The sequence below is a fragment of the Burkholderia pyrrocinia genome (assembly GCF_001028665.1).
Classification (GTDB): Bacteria; Pseudomonadota; Gammaproteobacteria; order Burkholderiales; family Burkholderiaceae; genus Burkholderia; species Burkholderia pyrrocinia.
Genome location: NZ_CP011505.1, coordinates 99,945 through 115,813 on the forward strand (window position 1 = coordinate 99,945; position 15,869 = coordinate 115,813).

Here is a 15,869-nt window from a genome sequence, read left to right on the forward strand (position 1 = left end):
CGTCTTCGATCGCTGCTTCGCGGCCGGCGGCGCCGCTCGTCACCGCGGCACGACGGCATGCGTTTCAGCGGGCGCTGCAATGCCGGCTTCGATGCGCCTGCGTGCGCCCAGGGTGTTGCCCAGATGGCATCCGATGAACGCCCAGAAATACCAGTTGTAGCTGAGGTAGTAGAGCGTGTTGTCGGAATAGCTCTCGAGCAGATAGGCGGCGATCAGCGCAATGGCCATGGCGGCCGTCTTCCTGTCCGTTCCCGACCGGTGGATCGCCACCGCAAAGGCAAGGAACACGGCGAGGTAGAGGCTCAGCCCGACAATGCCCGTTTCATAGAGGGTCTGGATATAGGCGCTGTGTGCGTCGGCGCTTTCCTCCAGCGGGAAGAAGAAGTGCGAGTTGCTGCGGAACGAGCCCAGGCCTTTTCCGGTCGTGCGCGAATCCTCCGAATCGACCAGCGCGTACTGCCACAGAAGCTGTCGCCACGAATAGGAATCGATCTGTACCCCGCGATGCACGTCTTGCGCGGTGCCTGACGATCCCAGGTCGCTGAAGCGGTCCGAGATGGCAGGCACGAGCAGCAGGGCCGGGACCAGCGCCAGCATGACGAGCAGCTTGCGGTTCGCGAGGGCTGCATAGAGCGCGAAGGCCGCAGCCGTGGCGATCCACGCGCTGCGCGTTTCGGTCAGCAGCAGCAGCACGAGCAGCAGCCCGACATACAGCAGGCGTCCCGGAAGGATGCGGGGCAGCCGGTTGAGCCGCTGGAACCGTCTTTCGTAGAAGAGCGTGGTGATGACGAGCAGCAGGTAGAACGCAAGGATGTTCGGATGCTCGAACGTGGCGCTCAGTCGCCCGGCGAGCCGGTCGATGAACACGTACTGGAAGATGCCGAACAGCGCCACCGCGAAGGACGAGTAGATGATGCACTTGAGCAGGGCCTCGGCGTGGCCGGCGAGCGTGCTCGTATTGAACGCGATCGTGAACACCATGTACGTCGACAGCAGGCCGAGGAAGAGCCGGAAGCCTTCGCCGGCGTCGGGCGAGCGCGACAGCGTGAGCGCCGCATACGCGAGGTAGGCGAGCCAGATCAGCAGCGGCGCGTGCAGGGCCCGGATCCCCTTGCGCAGCACGACGAACATGCCTGCCGCGATGATGATGGCATTGAGCACCGCGCCCGGCGAAAAGCCGCCGCCGTCCACGCGCAGCGCACCGAACACGACATCGAGCGCGGACCGGATCACGATGATCGCAAGGAAGAGTCGACGAATGAGCGGCATGTGAGTTCCAGCGTGCAGGTGGTCGGTCGGGGCGGTGCGCTCGGGCGCGTCACGTCGGCCGGGTGGGGTTGGCTTCGCCGGCGGCGCTGCGTGCGTTGCGTCGCGCCGATCCGGCTCGCGGGCGGCCGAGCACCGTCTGGCAGAAGAAATCGAGGTCGCCCGTCAGCTTTACCCAGCCGAGATAGGCGAGCGTGACGCCGGCGATCTTGGCGGCGAGCGCGAGCGGCTGAAACGCGGTGTTCGCGGCCGGTGCGAGGCCGGCATGGCATGCGGCGAGCATGACTGCGATGCCGATCATGCAGGGCGTCGTGGGGCCGAACAGGTCGCGCAGCGAGCGGTGGAACCCGTAGCGCGCGAGGATGTGGAAGCCCTGCACGGCGTTGACGAGAAAGCTCCCGGCCAGCAGCCACGAGAACACGACCAGGTCGCCCGCGCGAATGCCGAGCGCCATCGCCGCGATGCTCGTGACGGCGGACAGCGCGCCGGAGAGCGACAGCAGATCGGTGCGCCCGATCGCCTGGTAGATCGCGCCGATCGACGACAGCACGACCTGCACGACGATCGACAGGCTCAGCACCGCGAAGATCGGCACCGCGCTGCCCCACTTGCTGCCGTACGCGAGGTGGATGATTTCCGGCGCGCAGACGAAGCAGCCGATGCCGGCGTATCCGCCGACGATCGTCAGCACGCGGACGACGTCGCGATACGACGAGAAGATCGCGTCCTTCTGCTGCTGCTGGGCCGCGTAGATCGGCTGCAGCGCGGGCGAGACGACCTGGGTGAGATTCGCGATCGGCATCAGCATCAGCCGGTACGACATGTCGTACAGGCCCAGCGCGTGGCTACCCATGATGCGGCCGATCATCAGCTTGTCGAGGTTTCTCGTGAAGTAGTTGATGAGATTGAAGACGAACTGGTATCCGGAGTAGGCGAGGATCGTCGAGAGGCCGCGGAAGTCCGGCCGGATCAACGGATTGAAGCGACACGCGAAGAGGGAGAACACGAGCATGAATGCCGCATACGACGTGCTCTTGACCGCAAGCGCAATGACGCCGCCGCCGCTCCAGGCGCTCCAGATCGCGACGGTGCCCGACAGCAGCGCCGCCGCCACTTCGATCACGACGATCGCACGGAAGCGCTGGGCCTTGCGCAGCAGCGCGAGCGGCACGATGCCCCAGCACGACAGTGCGATGGTGGCGCCGAGATAGAGCGAGATCCCGGTGTATCGCGGTTCCCGGTAGAAGGCGGCGAGGAACGGGCCGCCGAGCATGAAGATCGCGGCCAGCGCGCTGCCGACCAGCACGGTCAGCCATTGCAGCGTTGCGAGCTGTTCGCGACGCAACTGCTGGAACTGCACGATTGCCGGCCCCAGCCCCATTTCGCTGAGAAACGAGAAGAACGTGACGAGCACGGACAGCACGGCAATCATGCCGAAGTCTTTCGGGTTCAGCAGGCGCGCCAGCGTGCCCGTCACGAGCAGCTGCACGAGGATGTTGCTGTAGCGTCCGATGAAATTGATCGAGATGCTCGTGCGAATGGCGCGATTGAGGTTCGACATACGTTTGGTCTTCGGGATGCTACGCCGGCCTGCCGGCCGCGAGGAGCCTGTCGTTCGCCGGCGACGATCGCGCGCCGGCGCCGGTCGGACGATCGGTCAATACATCGTCAACTCATCAGCAATACTCATGCCATTGGCCCGCGCTGCCGACGTTGCGTGCCGGGGACGATCCGTACCGTCTCGGTTCATCACCACTGCGATTGTTACGTAACGCTCGCACCGCTTGCGCCGGACGTGTTACGTAACGGCACGCTCGCCCGACGGCCGTCGAGTCCGCTGTGCAGGCGCAGCTGCGAACGCGTTGGCTGTCCCGCGTGCCGCGCACGCGTACCGGTTTCGCGGCGTGCTTCGGTGTCGCGCGCCGTTCGAATCGTTTGGCATATTTCATGCTTGATCAGGTGCGTCGTCGTGTGCGGACGTGACGCGAGGCCTGGCCGGCAGTGCCTGCCGTGTCCGAAGGCCGAGCCCGCTCCAAGTGGTCGCGTGATCGGAAGGGCCCACGATGCAGGCGTGCGGCCGAAGCGTGGCCGCCGTGGATATCGATAACTACATCAAGTGCGCCGCGCGCGCCCGGCGTTGATTGCATACGGGGGAATCACAATGCTAATTCGCGTAGCCAGAATTCGAACCTATCCGCACGCGAGTGCATCTGCCGTCGATCGTTCGTGGTCCGAAGGAGTTGATGCGTTTGCCGACTACCGAGCGCAGGACAGTACCGGGACGGCAGGTGGCGAGCGCGCCGCGCGCGGTCCGTCGTAGCCGCGCGTGATCGTTCGCGGCTGGAGGGCTGCCCGCCGGCAATGCCGCTGTAGTGGGGCCGTAGCCGCAGCGCCTGACCAGGCGTGCAGTCGAGTCCGTCGCCGGCATGTGCCGCACGGTGGCGCCACGATACCCGGCGAGATCGCGTCGGAATCCGTCCAGATGATCCGTGTCGAGTCCGGCCGGCCGTGTACGGCGCCGGTTTCGACCAGAATTCGAGCAATGTCCATGATTTCGAGACACGCAGTGTCGTTGATGAATGCGTTGGCATCGGCTGCCGCAGGGATGCGCGGCCGCATGCGATGGCAGGTATGGTTCGCATGCGCTTCGCTCTGCAGTGTCCTGCCGGCATGCACGGTCGCGCCCGGGATGCGCATGGCGCGCTCGCCCAGCGTGGTGGCGACGAGCGCGAGCCCGTCGGGCCCGGAGCAGTCGATCGAAGTGCCGATCATTCCGGTCGACCTGCAACTCATCCGGCAGATCAGCGACGCGGACCGGCGCCAGAGCGTCGACCAGGTGCGGCCGCTCATCGCGAAGCCGTTGCCGTATCGCCTCGGCGTGGGCGACGTGCTGCAGATCACGGTGTGGGACCACCCCGAGATCAATGCGGCGCTGGGGCCGCAGCCGAGCACGCCGCAAAGCCGTCCGAACGATCCGTCGCAGGGGTTCGTGATCGACAGCGCGGGGAACGTGCAGTTTCCGTATGTCTCCAGCGTGCATGCGGCAGGCCTGACCGTCGACGCGCTGCGCGCGGCGTTGCTCGAGCGGCTATCGAAGGTGTTCGTGAAGCCGCAACTGACGGTGCGCGTGGCGTCGTACCGGTCGCAGCAGGTCTACGTCGATGGCGAAGTGAAGGTGCCAGGCGCGCAGCCGGTCAACGACATCCCGATGACGCTCTATGAGGCGGTTTCGCGGGCCGGCGGCTTCCTGCCGACGGCCGACGAAGGTCGCATGACGCTGATCCGCGACGGCTCGACCTACGATCTCAACCTGGGCCGCCTGATCGCGAAGGGTGTCAATCCTGCCGACATCCAGTTGCGCAACGGCGATCTGCTGCGTGTCGTGTCGCGCGACGAGAACGGCGTGTTCGTGATGGGGGAAGTCAATAAGCCCACGACTGCGTTGTTCATGAGGTCGGGCGGCCTGAACCTCAGCGACGCGCTGTCCCAGGCCGGCAGCATCAACACCGCCAGCGCGGATGCCGCGCAGGTCTTCGTCATTCGCGGCATGCAGACCGCCGGCGCGCAGGTGTATCAGCTCGATGCGCACTCGCCGGTGTCGATGGTGCTCGCCAACCAGTTCGAGCTGCAGCCGCGCGACGTCGTCTACGTCGGCGGCAACGGCCTCGTCCGCTTCAGCCGCGTGCTGCAACTGCTGCTGCCAGGCATCAACGCCGGCTTGACCGGCGCACTCATCACGAAATGATGGACATGATCCTGGTCGTCTGCGAGGGCAACATCTGCCGCAGCCCGATGGCCGCGGGGCTGCTGAAGCGCGCGTTGCCCGGGCTTCAGGTGCTGACCGCGGGCTTGACCGCGCGGCCCGGCACGGAAGTGGACCGCGATGCGCGCGAGGTCATGGCGCAGGTCGGCGTCGACATCGGCGCGCACGTCTCCACGCCGCTGTCGCCGGCGCTGATCCGCTCGGCAGACATCGTGCTCGCGATGACGCGCGAGCAATGCAAGCGCATCGAGTCGGCGAATCCGTTCTCGACCGGGAAGGTGTACCGGCTCGGGCACCAGCAGCAAATCGATATCGCGGACCCGTTCCGCCTCGGGCGCGCGGCCGCGACGGCCTGTCTCGCCGAAATCCAGCGAGCGCTGACGTACTGGCTCGACATCATTGGCCAACCTACACGATAACCGTCATGGAAGTGACTCAAAAACTCCGCCGCATTTCGCTGACAGGCGACGACGAGATCGACTTGTCCGAGTACCTCTCGGTGCTCCGGGAGCGCTGGAAGACCGTCGTCCTGTGCACGCTTGCCGGAGCGTGCATTGGCGCGAGCTACGTGTTCGTCGCGCAGCCGGTGTATCGAGCCGATGCGATGTTCCAGATCGAGGACGGCGTGAATTCGACCCAGGGCATGCTCGGGCAGCTCGCGTCCGTCTTCGACACGAAGCAGTCGGCCATCGCCGAGATCGAGGTGATCAAATCGCGCAAGGTCGTGATGGCGGCCGTTGACGAGCTGCATATCGAGATCACGGCCTTGCCGCGATATGTCCCGCTGGTGGGCGCGGCGATCGCGCGGCGCCATGCAGGCGACGGCCTCGCGCCGCCGATGCTCTGGATGTCGAAGTTTGCATGGGGCGGCGAGCGGATCGACGTGTCGCGCTTCGACGTGCCACGCGACACCTATGAAAAGCGCTACACGCTGGTGGCCGGGCAGGGCGGGTATTACGACCTGCTGGACCCGGACGGCAATGCGGTGCTGCACGGCAAGGCCGGCGAGCTGTCGCAGGCCGGCGCGATCGCCGTTCGGGTCGATCGGCTGACCGCCCGGCCCGGCACCCAGTTCCGGCTGGTCCGGACCTCCGCGCTGAAGGCGGCTGCCAAGCTCCAGACCGCACTCGCGTTCGATGACAAGAGCAAGCAGGCGGACATCATCAAGATGTCGCTGGACGGCCCCGATGCCACGCGCACGGCGCTCATCCTGAGCGCCATCGCGAACGCGTACCTGAAGCAGAACATCGACCGGAAATCCGCCGACGCCGAGCACGCGCTGACTTTTCTCGACGAGCAGTTGCCGGTTTTGCGCAAGCAGCTCGAAGCGGCGGAAACGCGCTACAACGATTACCGCAACAAGAAAGGCGCCACCGACATGGCGGAGGAGTCGAAGCTGTTGCTGCAGCAGGTTGTGGACAACCAGACGAAGCTGGGCGGGCTGCAACAGAATCGTGCCGAGCTCGGGCAGCGCTTCGCCGAAGGGCACCCGGCCATGCAGTCGATCGACGCGCAGATCGGCGCGCTCGACGAGAATCAAAAGAGGCTGAACAGCCGAATCGCGAGTCTGCCGAATACCGAGCAGGAAGCCGTGCGCCTGCTGCGCGACGTGCGCGTGAATACCGAGCTCTACATGAACCTGCTGGACAGCGCCCAGCAGTTGCGGATTACGAAGGCGGCCCAGATCGGCAACGTTCGCCTCGTCGACGATTCGGCTGAGCCGGAAACGCCCGTGTGGCCGAAAGGCCCCGTGATCGTCGCGGTCACGACGCTGCTCGGCCTCGTGGCAGGCACGATGGCCGCGTTTGCGCGGCGGATCTTCGTCGGCGGCGTGGAAAGGAGCGAGGACGTGGAGTCGGCCCTCGGCGTGCCGGTGTTCGCGGTGGTGCCGCGCAGCCCCGAGCAGCGGCGCCTGTCGCGGCTTATTCGCCGCAAGGTCGGCGACGGTGCGCGCGTGCTGGCGACCAGTTCGCCGGAGGACATCGCGATCGAAGGCATCCGGAGCCTGCGCACGGCGCTCAAGTTCGGGCTCGGCGGTGCGGCCAACAACATCATTGCGCTCACGGGGCCGCGCCCCGCCGGCGGCAAGTCGTTCATCTCGCAGAATCTCGCCGCGGTGCTGGCCAGCGGGAACAAGCGCGTGCTGCTGATCGACGGTGACCTGCGGCGCGGCCACCTGCATGAAGCGCTCGGCATCTCGCGGGAGCCGGGCCTTGCCGATGTGATCCGCGGCGCGAACCTCGCCGATGCGATCGTGCGCGGCGTGCTGCCGGGCGTCGACCTGCTGCCGCGTGGCGCGGAGAGCCTCAATTCCGCCGAGCTGCTGCTGTCCGATCGCCTGAAGGCGACGCTCGACGAGTGCAGCGCGGCCTATGACTTCGTGGTGATCGATACGCCGCCGGTGCTGGCGGTGACGGACCCGGTGCTGATCTGCCGCTACGCGGGCGTGTCGCTGCTGATCCTGCGGTACGGGCGCAGCCCGATCTCGGAGGTCGTCGATGCCGCGAACCGGTTGCGCAACGGCGGCGTGCGGCTCAACGGCGTGCTGATGAACGACATGCCGCTCGAACGCATGCAGTACGGCGCAGCGTATTACGGGAACAGCCGCTAGCCGGCCAGCGCCGGCGCGCCGAACCGGGCGCATCGGCTTCGATCGACCGACACACACCGGGGTGGAAGCATGAACGACACAGTGGCGATCATCATTCCGACGCGCAATCGCCGGGCGCTGCTGGCGCGCGCGCTGCAGTCGGTGTTCCGCCAGACGTACGCGCAGATCGAGGTCATCGTCGTCAACGACGGCTCGACCGACGATACGCGCGCGTTCCTGGACGCGCTGGCGGCACGCGAAGCGCGCCTGACCGTGCGCCACAACGAGCGGTCGATGGGCGCGCCGGCCGCGCGGAACCTGGCCATCGGGTTGTCCGACGCCGGCTTCGTGACGGGGCTCGACGACGACGACGAGTTCCTGCCGACGCGCATCGAGTCGCTGGTGTCGGCGTGGCATGCGCTCGATCGCCGCTCGGGAAACGTCGCGTGCCTGTTCACGGAGAGCGTGATGTTCGACGGCGTGACCCGCACGGTCACGCGCGACCGCAAGGAGAGCGTGAGCTACCCGGACCTGTTCAGGCACAACTTCATCGGCAATCAGATCTTCTGCCCGACCCAGCGCGTCCGGGCGATCGGCTGCTACGACACGGCGCTTCCCGCGTGGCAGGACCTCGACCTGTTCATGCGCATGACGAAGACGTACGGCAGCGCGCGCCGGATTTCGGACGCGAGCTACGTGTGCTACGCCGACGATCGGCCCGACCGCATCTCGAAGAATTCGGCGTCGCTGCGCCAGGCGTTCGACCTCATCTGCCGCAAGCATGCCGATGTGTCCGGACGGCTCCATCATCAGCTCTACATGCAGATCTTTTCGCAGTTCTACGGCACGCGGCCGACGTTCGACGACTGGAAGCGGCTCGTGACCTGGCGCGCGGACGTCGAGACCTTCATGCGGATGCTGCGCGCGGATATCCGCTGCCGCGTGCTGCGGCTGGGGCGGCCGGCAGGCGCCTGACCGGACGCGAAGCAGGGGCCGCACCGCCGGCCCACCGACGAACCGTGTGCACGCGCTCGACCAACGGCGCCGGAAGGAGAACCTGGTGATCGACCAACAAGTACGCGCCGCCGCCTCGAAACCCGGTTTCGGGTTCCTGACGATTGCGATCGGTGCGGACCGCTACCTGAAGCAGGCGGAAATCCTGTCGCTGTCGCTGCGCCGGAACATGCCGGGCGTGCCGATCGCGATCGTGTCGGATAGCGACCGGCTCAAGCCGCACTGCGACCTCCTGCTGCCGGTCGACCGGTCGATGCCGATCGCGACCGCGCAGAAGCTGCTGCTGGACGTCTACTCGCCGTTCGACGAGACGCTGTTCATCGACTCCGATTGCGTTGCGGTGCGCGACTTCAGCGACCAGATCGCGCGCATCCGCCAGTTTCCGTTCTCGCCGGTGATCCAGACGCTGACGCCGCCGGACGGCACCGACGAGTACTTCGCGGATCTCGGCATGGCGCTGCGGCAGGTGGGCGGGAGCGCGTTCCCGAAGTTCAACGGCGGCGTGTATTTCTTCCGGCGCGGGGACGCGTCGAAGGCGGTGTTTGCGCTGGCCCGCGACTATTTCCGCCACTACCGGGACTACGGCATCAAGCCGTTCGACCGCGGCGGCCCGGGGGACGAAACGGTCATCGGCCTTGCGCTTGCGCGGCTCGGCATGCTCGACCTGTACGACGACGGCGGCAGGCTGATGCGCACGCCGACGGGCCTGCGCGGGCGCCTGCTGATCGACCCGGTGAAAGGAGCATGCAGCTTCGAGCGCGCCGAGGGCATGGTGCATCCTGCCATCTGCCACTTCGCGGGGCCGTACTTGTTGACGCCTGAATACCGGCTCGCGGAAATCGCGCTGAGAACGGGCATTTCGCAGGCGAAGCTGTCCGGTCTGACGAAGGCCCGCGCGACCTGCGGTGCACTCGCCGCGCGCCTGATGCGGCTCGCGCGTTATCGGGTCGACGGTGTGAGGAAACGCGTTGACCGGATGCTCGTGACCGGAGGCGGGAAATGACGACCATCGACGACGGAATGGACGCGCAGCCGGTCGACCTGCGCCGCCGCCGCGTGCTGACGGCCGTGGCGGCCGCATCGTGCGCGTCGGTGGCCGGCACGCTGGGTGCGTCGGGTGCGCCGTCGGCGGCTGTGGCCGCGAGCGGCGCGCAACCCGTCGGCAGCCTGTTTTCCGCGCAGTCGATGTGGAACGCCAGGCCCGTGAGCCCGCGGCTGGGCGGCACGTCGATCCCGGCGGACCGGAATCGCGCGTATCTCGAGCAAGGCGCATTCGGCAGCCGCGTGTTCGACGGACTGTCGACCGATGCGGCCATGACGATCGCCGGCGCGACGGGCAACGACGGCGTGTGGGTGTCGGACGAACTGCGCAAGCGGCCGGTCGTGATTCCGCATTTCCCCGCCGCCACGCTGCCGGCGACAGGATCGGACGGGCACTGCGAGATTCACGATCGCACGACGAACCTGATTCATTCGTTATACGGACTGAAATACGACACCGCGGCGCGGACGTGGCGCGCGAAGAAATACACGGTGACGGATGCTGCAGGAACCGGCTGGGGCACGCCCGAGCGGCCCGACGGGCCGCGGGCTGCGGGCGTGTCGACTGCCGGCGGGCTGTTGCGCATTCACGAGGCCGAGACGCTGCGTGTCGCGCACGCGCTTGCCGTCGCGCTCGACGCGAGCGGGCTGCGCAGCGGGCCCGTGTATCCGGCGACGCTCGAGGATCGCGACGGCCTGACGCGTTATCGCGGCGCGATTCGACTTGGCACGCTGCTGATGCTGCCGCACGATTTCGACGAGAGCACGCTGACGATGCCGCATGCCCGCGCGATCGCGGCCACGCTCAAGACCTACGGTGCGCGCGTGGTGGATCAGACGGTCGGCACGTTCGCGATCTACGGGGAGATCGGCAGCGACTGGTCGCAGTCGACCGGCACGGGCGGCAAGTGGGTTGCGTCGTGGCAGGCCGACCTCACGCGGGTACGCGACGCGCTGCGCGAGGTCGCGGCGGCGGACGGCTGGCTCGATGCGAACGGCAACGCATTCGAGCCGCGGCCGTGGGCGGAGATGAACCTGTTGTCGATGCGCGGGCCGTGGGCCGTGACGGGCGGCGCATCATCGGCAACGGCACCAGCGGCGGTGGCACAAGCACAGGCAGGCTTCGACACCGTGCGCGGGATGTTCGTGCTGCCGGCCGGGGACCGGCCGCTGGCATACCGCAAGCTGCTGTACCTGCGCGACGATGCGACGCCTGGCGGCTGGTTCCGCTGGCAGGACGCCATGCGCTGGTATGTGAATCCCGCCCCGCGCGCGACGTACCGGATCACGGCGAGCGGGTTCGGCGAGGTCGCCGCGTCGGTCGAGATCCGGACCCGGGACGGCGCGAAGTCGCTGGTGGCCACGCGTCAGCTCGCGATCGGCGAATCCGATCACCTGCGCGTGCCGGACGACGGTGCGCAGTTGACGGCGATCCATGTGTCGAAGCCGGCCGGCGCGGCGGCGGGGATCCGGCTCGACTTCGTCAGGGTGGCGTGACGGCCGGTCGTTCGGGCCGTAGCGGGCCTGGTGCTGCGCCCGCACGGGAGGCGAAATGATGCAGTACAGAGGATTCCATGAAAGTTGCCTACGTCGTCAATCAGTACCCGAAGGTGAGCCACAGCTTCATTCGCCGCGAGATCCTCGCGCTCGAGAAGGCCGGGGTCCGGGTCGCCCGGTACGCGATGCGCGGATGGAACGGCGACGCGGTGGACGAGGCCGACCTCGCCGAGCGCGACGCGACCGGGTATCTGCTGAAGGCCGGTTTGCTGCCGCTGGCGATCGCGTCGATCCGGCAATGCGTGTCGCGGCCGAAGCGCTTCTTTCGCGCCGTCAGGCAGTCGCTCGAACTGATCGGCAGAACGGATCGCTCGCTTGCGCTGCATGCGATCACGCTGGCCGAAGCGTGCCTGCTGGCCGAGTGGATAACGCGCGATGGCGTCGCGCACCTGCATGCGCATTTCGGCACGAACTCGACCGAGGTCGCGATGCTCGCGTCGACGTTGTCGGGCGTGCCGTACAGCTTCACCGTGCACGGCCCCGACGAATTCGACAAGCCGGAATTCATCAAGCTGCGGATGAAGGTGCGCCACGCGAAATTCGTCGTCGCGATCAGCGATTTCTGCGCGAGCCAGATCTACCGGTGGAGCGCGTACGAGGACTGGGAGAAGGTTGCGATCGTCCGGTGCGGGGTCGACGCGTCGTTCGGCAACGGGCACGACGCGGCGCCCGCCGCCGAGCGCCGGCTGATCTGCGTCGGGCGGCTCTCGGCCCAGAAAGGGCACATGCTGCTGATCGACGCGCTCTCGGAGGTCGCGCAGGACATCGACGGCCTCGAGCTCGTGCTGATCGGCGACGGCGAAATGCGTGACGAGATCGAGGCGCTCGTGCGCGCCCGGGGGCTCGGCCATGCCGTTCGCATCACCGGGTGGAAGGACACGCAGGGCGTGCGCGAGGAATTGCTGGCCGGCCGCGCGCTGGTGCTCGCGAGCTTCGCCGAGGGGCTGCCGGTCGTGATCATGGAGGCGATGTCGCTGGGGCGCGCCGTGATCGCGTCCGGGATCGCCGCCATTCCCGAGCTCGTGCAGCCTGCCCGGACCGGCTGGCTCGTGTCGCCCGGCTCCGTTGCGTCGCTGGCGGAGGCGATCCGGCAATGCATGGCGATGACGGACACGGAGCACGCAGAAATGGGCGCGCGCGCGCGGCGGCTCGTCACGGAGCGGCACGATCAGGATCGCGAAGCGTCGCTGCTCGCGCGGCTGTTTGCCGGGCAGGCCCGGCCGGCGATGACCGGGAGGCGCGCATGATCGCAGCCGTCGTGGATGGGGTGTTGATGCTGGCGGCGGTTGCGTCGGTCGTGCCGGCGCTGACGCTGCTGGCCGAGGTGGGGATGTCGGTGCGCCGTGCGCGTCGGAACTGGCAGACGGGGGGCGGGCCGGAAGGTGGGCAGGAAAGCGTACCGCGTCCGTCGATTGCGGTGATCGTTCCCGCGCACGACGAAAGCCGGTCGATCGCCGCGACGCTGGATGCGCTGCTTCCCGACCTGACGGCGCGGGATCGCGTGGTCGTGGTCGCGGACAACTGCAGCGACGACACGGCCGCGATCGCGGCTCGTCTCGGTGCCGAAGCGATTTCGCGCGTGGATGCCGAGCGGCGCGGCAAGGGCTTCGCGCTCGAGTATGGCGTCGCGCATCTGGCCGGCGGCGCGGCGCCGCCGGACGCCGTCGTGTTCGTGGATGCGGATTGCCGGGTCGCGCCCGGCGCGATCGCGCGGCTTGCCACGCTGGCCTGCGCGAGCGGGCGCCCCGTCCAGGCGCAATACCTGCTGCGCGCACCGGCGGGGGCCGGGCTCGGGATGCGGATCTCCGAATTCGCGGTGCGCCTGAAGAACGACATCCGGCCGCGCGGCGGCCGGCATCTCCGCGCGCCGTGCCAGCTCGCCGGAAGCGGCATGGCGCTGCCGTGGCCGCTCGTTGCGTCGGTCACGCTCGGCACCGCGAACCTCGTTGAGGATCTCGCGCTGGGCATCGACCTGACGCTGGCTGGCCGCCCCCCCGTCTATTGCGGCGAAGCGCTCGTCACGAGCGAACTGCCGACGGTGGCATCGAGCCACCGCGTGCAGCGCCAGCGTTGGGAGCAGGGGCATCTGCGGATGATCGGCCAAATGGCGCCGCGGCTCTTGCTGGCCGCCGTCCGTCGCCGGTCGTGGGCGTGCCTCGCGGCGGCGCTCGACCTGCTGGTATTGCCGCTGACGCTGCTCGTGTTCTGCCAGGCACTGTTGGTGACGGTGTGTGCGGTCGCGTACCGGATGGGCGCGAGCGGCGTGCCGCTGCTGATCCAGTCGGCCGCGGCAGGCATGGTGGCGAGCGCGGTGGCGCTGGCGTGGCTGACAGGCGGCAGGGATCTGATCGGCTGGCGCGACTGGCTCCACGTCGGGTTCTACATGGTGCGCAAGGTGCCGATGTACGTCGGCATGGCGCTCGGGCGGCGCATCGGCTGGGTCCGGACCGACCGCGAGTAAGCGGGACGTGAATAAGCGGGAACGATTGCAAACGAATGCGGATGCGCGCGGCGAGCCGCGCCGCCGCGTCTATTCGGTGGCAGCGAGTTCCCGCCTGAGCCGGTTCGACGCGGCCACCCGGATCGTATAGGCGGCAAAGCGCGCGCCGCCGAGCAGGTAGCGGCGCCACAGGCGGCGCGGTTCGAGGATCAGGCGAAACAGCCATTCGATGCGCAACTGCCGCCAGAGCCGTGGCGCGCGCGGGAAACGCCTGGCCATGAAATCGAGGATCGCGCCGCCGTTGAGTATCACGCACGGCGTGTCGAGCGCGTCGCGCAGCATCATGGCGACGCGCTCCTGCTTCGGCATCCCCATCCCGAGAATCACGAGGTCCGCACGCGCCGCGGTCGCGCATTGCACGTACGCATGCGGCTCCTGGAATCCGTCCAGCGTCGCCACGACGCGCCCGCCGAGCTGCGCGACCGCGTCCGCTGCGCGGGACAGGTACGGCTCCGACGTGCCGAACAGGGCAATCGACTTGCCGTCGAACCCGCGAACGATCTGCGGAATCAGGTCGGTGCCGTTCATGTTTGCGCCGGGGTTCGCTCCGATCATTTTCAGCAGGACGGACACGCCGACACCGTCACGCAGGATCAGATCCGAGCCGCGCAGGTCCTCGAGGAACGACGGCGCGGACTTCGCCGTGACGATCGCGTGCGCATTGAGCCACGATACGACGAACGGGCGTTCGACCGTCGCGAGGCGCACGGCGAGTTCGTCCATGAAGCGTTGCGTGTCGCCGACCCACGTCGTTGCCGCGAGCAGTGCGATGGTTTGTCTGTTGAACTGATGGTCCGGAGCGGGGATCATGATGGCGTGTCGGTAGCGATCGATGGGAATGACCAGGGCGGCGGCGTGCGGGTGGCCGGCGGGCGTCAGTGCGCGAGCACCGGGGTTAGGCGCCACGGCGACGCGTACAGCGTCGTGTCGTCGGGGATGCCGTCGGCATACGCGCGCGGCAAATTGCCGGACGGCGACGCCGATGCGTTCGCCGCTGTCGCGTCTGCGGATGACCGACGCGCGATCGCCTGGGCCCGCACGCGTTGCGACAGGCCGTCGGCGCGCGTGCCTGGGCGAGACGGCGGCGGAGCCGCGTCGAAACGCGACGATACGGACGCGCCGGATGAGCCTGACGAGCCGTAGCGATGCGGATCGCGGCGGCGCGCGCTGCCGGCCGGTCCGGCCGTTGGCCCGTTCGATGCGAGCGCTCCCGTGCGCGGCTGGCGTCGCGTACCTTCGGTTGCATAGAGCGACAGCAACGATCCGCTGCGCGCGTTCGACGAGCGACCCGAGATGGACGACAGCGATGCGTCGGCGTCTTCCGGCGCGCCGCGCAGATGGGCGGGCGGAAGCAGCCTCGCGTACTGCGCGGCATAGGGGTCGTATGCCGGCGGCGTCGAATCGATCAGCCGATCGGCGGCGCGCTGCGCGTGCGCGGCCGGACATGGCATCGACGCGGCGATGACGATGGCGGCGTGAAGGAGGGAGCGCGCAAGCGGCCGCCGGCGCACACCGTTCGATGGCTCGGCGCCGCCGAATGTGTGCTCGCGGGGCGCTTCGGCCTGTCGTTCCCGCTGCGCGTGCTGCACGGACTGCACGTGCCGAAGCGCGTCCGGCGCGCATCGATCCGCGTTCCGAAGGCCGATGCCAGGCATCGGGCGCGCGGTGCCCGGATCGGGAATGCTGTCCCGCCAAGCCATCGCGCGTTCGCGCGTTGAACCCATGGTGTGTTTCCCCGGTGCCGCAACTGGTCTGGTGTTGTCGTATTGGTCGTTTGTCGTGCGTCGCGCGTGCGTGCCGCCGCGCTGCGTTCGTGGCCGGATCGGGCTTGCGCCGTGCGCCGCTTCGTGGGCATGCGCGGGCCGTGAACCATCGTTGTTCAGCAATTCGCATGCCACGGTGGATTGGGTTCACGGTCGGCCGGAATCCTGCGCGTTGCGCGCAATTCGGACGGTTTTGCGTGAAATTCGCGAGGGTGCCGGCGCAGCGTTCGGCGCATTGGCGGCGGGGCGTGTGGCTGTTACGGCGCGGGTAACGTTACGTGTTACGAACGAAGTAACGCGTAGTGGCTTCGGCGATGCGATGCGCTGCGCGTTTGCCCGCCGGCGAGCGTCGGCGGGCAGGGAAGACAGGCGTGC

General features: G+C 68.0%; 12 protein-coding genes. 8 read left to right on the forward strand and 4 right to left on the reverse strand.

The window, feature by feature from the left end; translation table 11 throughout:
• Positions 1–39 precede the first annotated feature (39 nt).
• Positions 40–1,269, reverse strand: coding sequence for an O-antigen ligase family protein (locus ABD05_RS30750; RefSeq protein WP_047903970.1), 1,230 nt, complete (start codon positions 1,267–1,269; stop codon positions 40–42).
• Positions 1,270–1,318: 49 nt separating this feature from the next.
• Entirely contained in the window at positions 1,319–2,827 is a 1,509-nt protein-coding gene (locus tag ABD05_RS30755) for a lipopolysaccharide biosynthesis protein (RefSeq protein ID WP_053060006.1), read from the reverse strand.
• A gap of 1,014 nt (positions 2,828–3,841) precedes the next feature.
• Between ABD05_RS30755 and ABD05_RS30760 the strand changes: the two genes are divergently transcribed.
• From ABD05_RS30760 to ABD05_RS30795, 8 genes are all read left to right on the forward strand, one after another.
• Complete coding sequence (locus tag ABD05_RS30760) at positions 3,842–5,011, forward strand: polysaccharide biosynthesis/export family protein (RefSeq protein WP_082146294.1); 1,170 nt, start codon at positions 3,842–3,844, stop codon at positions 5,009–5,011.
• Positions 5,012–5,016: 5 nt separating this feature from the next.
• Entirely contained in the window at positions 5,017–5,448 is a 432-nt protein-coding gene (locus ABD05_RS30765; RefSeq protein ID WP_238594213.1) for a low molecular weight protein-tyrosine-phosphatase, read from the forward strand.
• Positions 5,449–5,453: 5 nt separating this feature from the next.
• Complete coding sequence (locus ABD05_RS30770) at positions 5,454–7,640, forward strand: GNVR domain-containing protein (RefSeq protein WP_047903972.1); 2,187 nt, start codon at positions 5,454–5,456, stop codon at positions 7,638–7,640.
• 69 nt (positions 7,641–7,709) lie between these two features.
• Positions 7,710–8,594, forward strand: coding sequence for a glycosyltransferase (locus ABD05_RS30775; RefSeq protein WP_047903973.1), 885 nt, complete (start codon positions 7,710–7,712; stop codon positions 8,592–8,594).
• Positions 8,595–8,679: 85 nt separating this feature from the next.
• Entirely contained in the window at positions 8,680–9,636 is a 957-nt protein-coding gene (locus ABD05_RS30780; protein WP_148669177.1) for a hypothetical protein, read from the forward strand.
• On the forward strand, positions 9,633–11,171 hold the full coding sequence (locus ABD05_RS30785; RefSeq protein WP_148669178.1) for a hypothetical protein: 1,539 nt from the start codon (positions 9,633–9,635) through the stop codon (positions 11,169–11,171). The genes ABD05_RS30780 and ABD05_RS30785 overlap by 4 nt, the downstream gene beginning before the upstream one ends.
• A 77-nt stretch (positions 11,172–11,248) precedes the next feature.
• Positions 11,249–12,478 carry a glycosyltransferase gene (locus tag ABD05_RS30790; RefSeq protein WP_047903975.1) on the forward strand — a complete coding sequence of 410 codons (1,230 nt, stop codon included), beginning with the start codon at positions 11,249–11,251 and terminating at the stop codon, positions 12,476–12,478.
• Positions 12,475–13,692: a glycosyltransferase family 2 protein gene (locus tag ABD05_RS30795; protein WP_082146295.1), complete on the forward strand. Its 1,218-nt coding sequence runs from the start codon at positions 12,475–12,477 to the stop codon at positions 13,690–13,692. Before ABD05_RS30790 ends, ABD05_RS30795 begins: the two co-directional genes overlap by 4 nt.
• A 69-nt stretch (positions 13,693–13,761) precedes the next feature.
• Here the strand turns inward: ABD05_RS30795 and ABD05_RS38420 are convergent, their stop codons facing one another.
• Positions 13,762–14,541, reverse strand: a complete 780-nt coding sequence (locus ABD05_RS38420) for a WecB/TagA/CpsF family glycosyltransferase (RefSeq protein WP_047903976.1) — start codon at positions 14,539–14,541, stop codon at positions 13,762–13,764.
• Positions 14,542–14,606: 65 nt separating this feature from the next.
• Positions 14,607–15,617 carry a hypothetical protein gene (locus ABD05_RS38425; protein WP_158361710.1) on the reverse strand — a complete coding sequence of 337 codons (1,011 nt, stop codon included), beginning with the start codon at positions 15,615–15,617 and terminating at the stop codon, positions 14,607–14,609.
• Positions 15,618–15,869 lie beyond the last annotated feature (252 nt).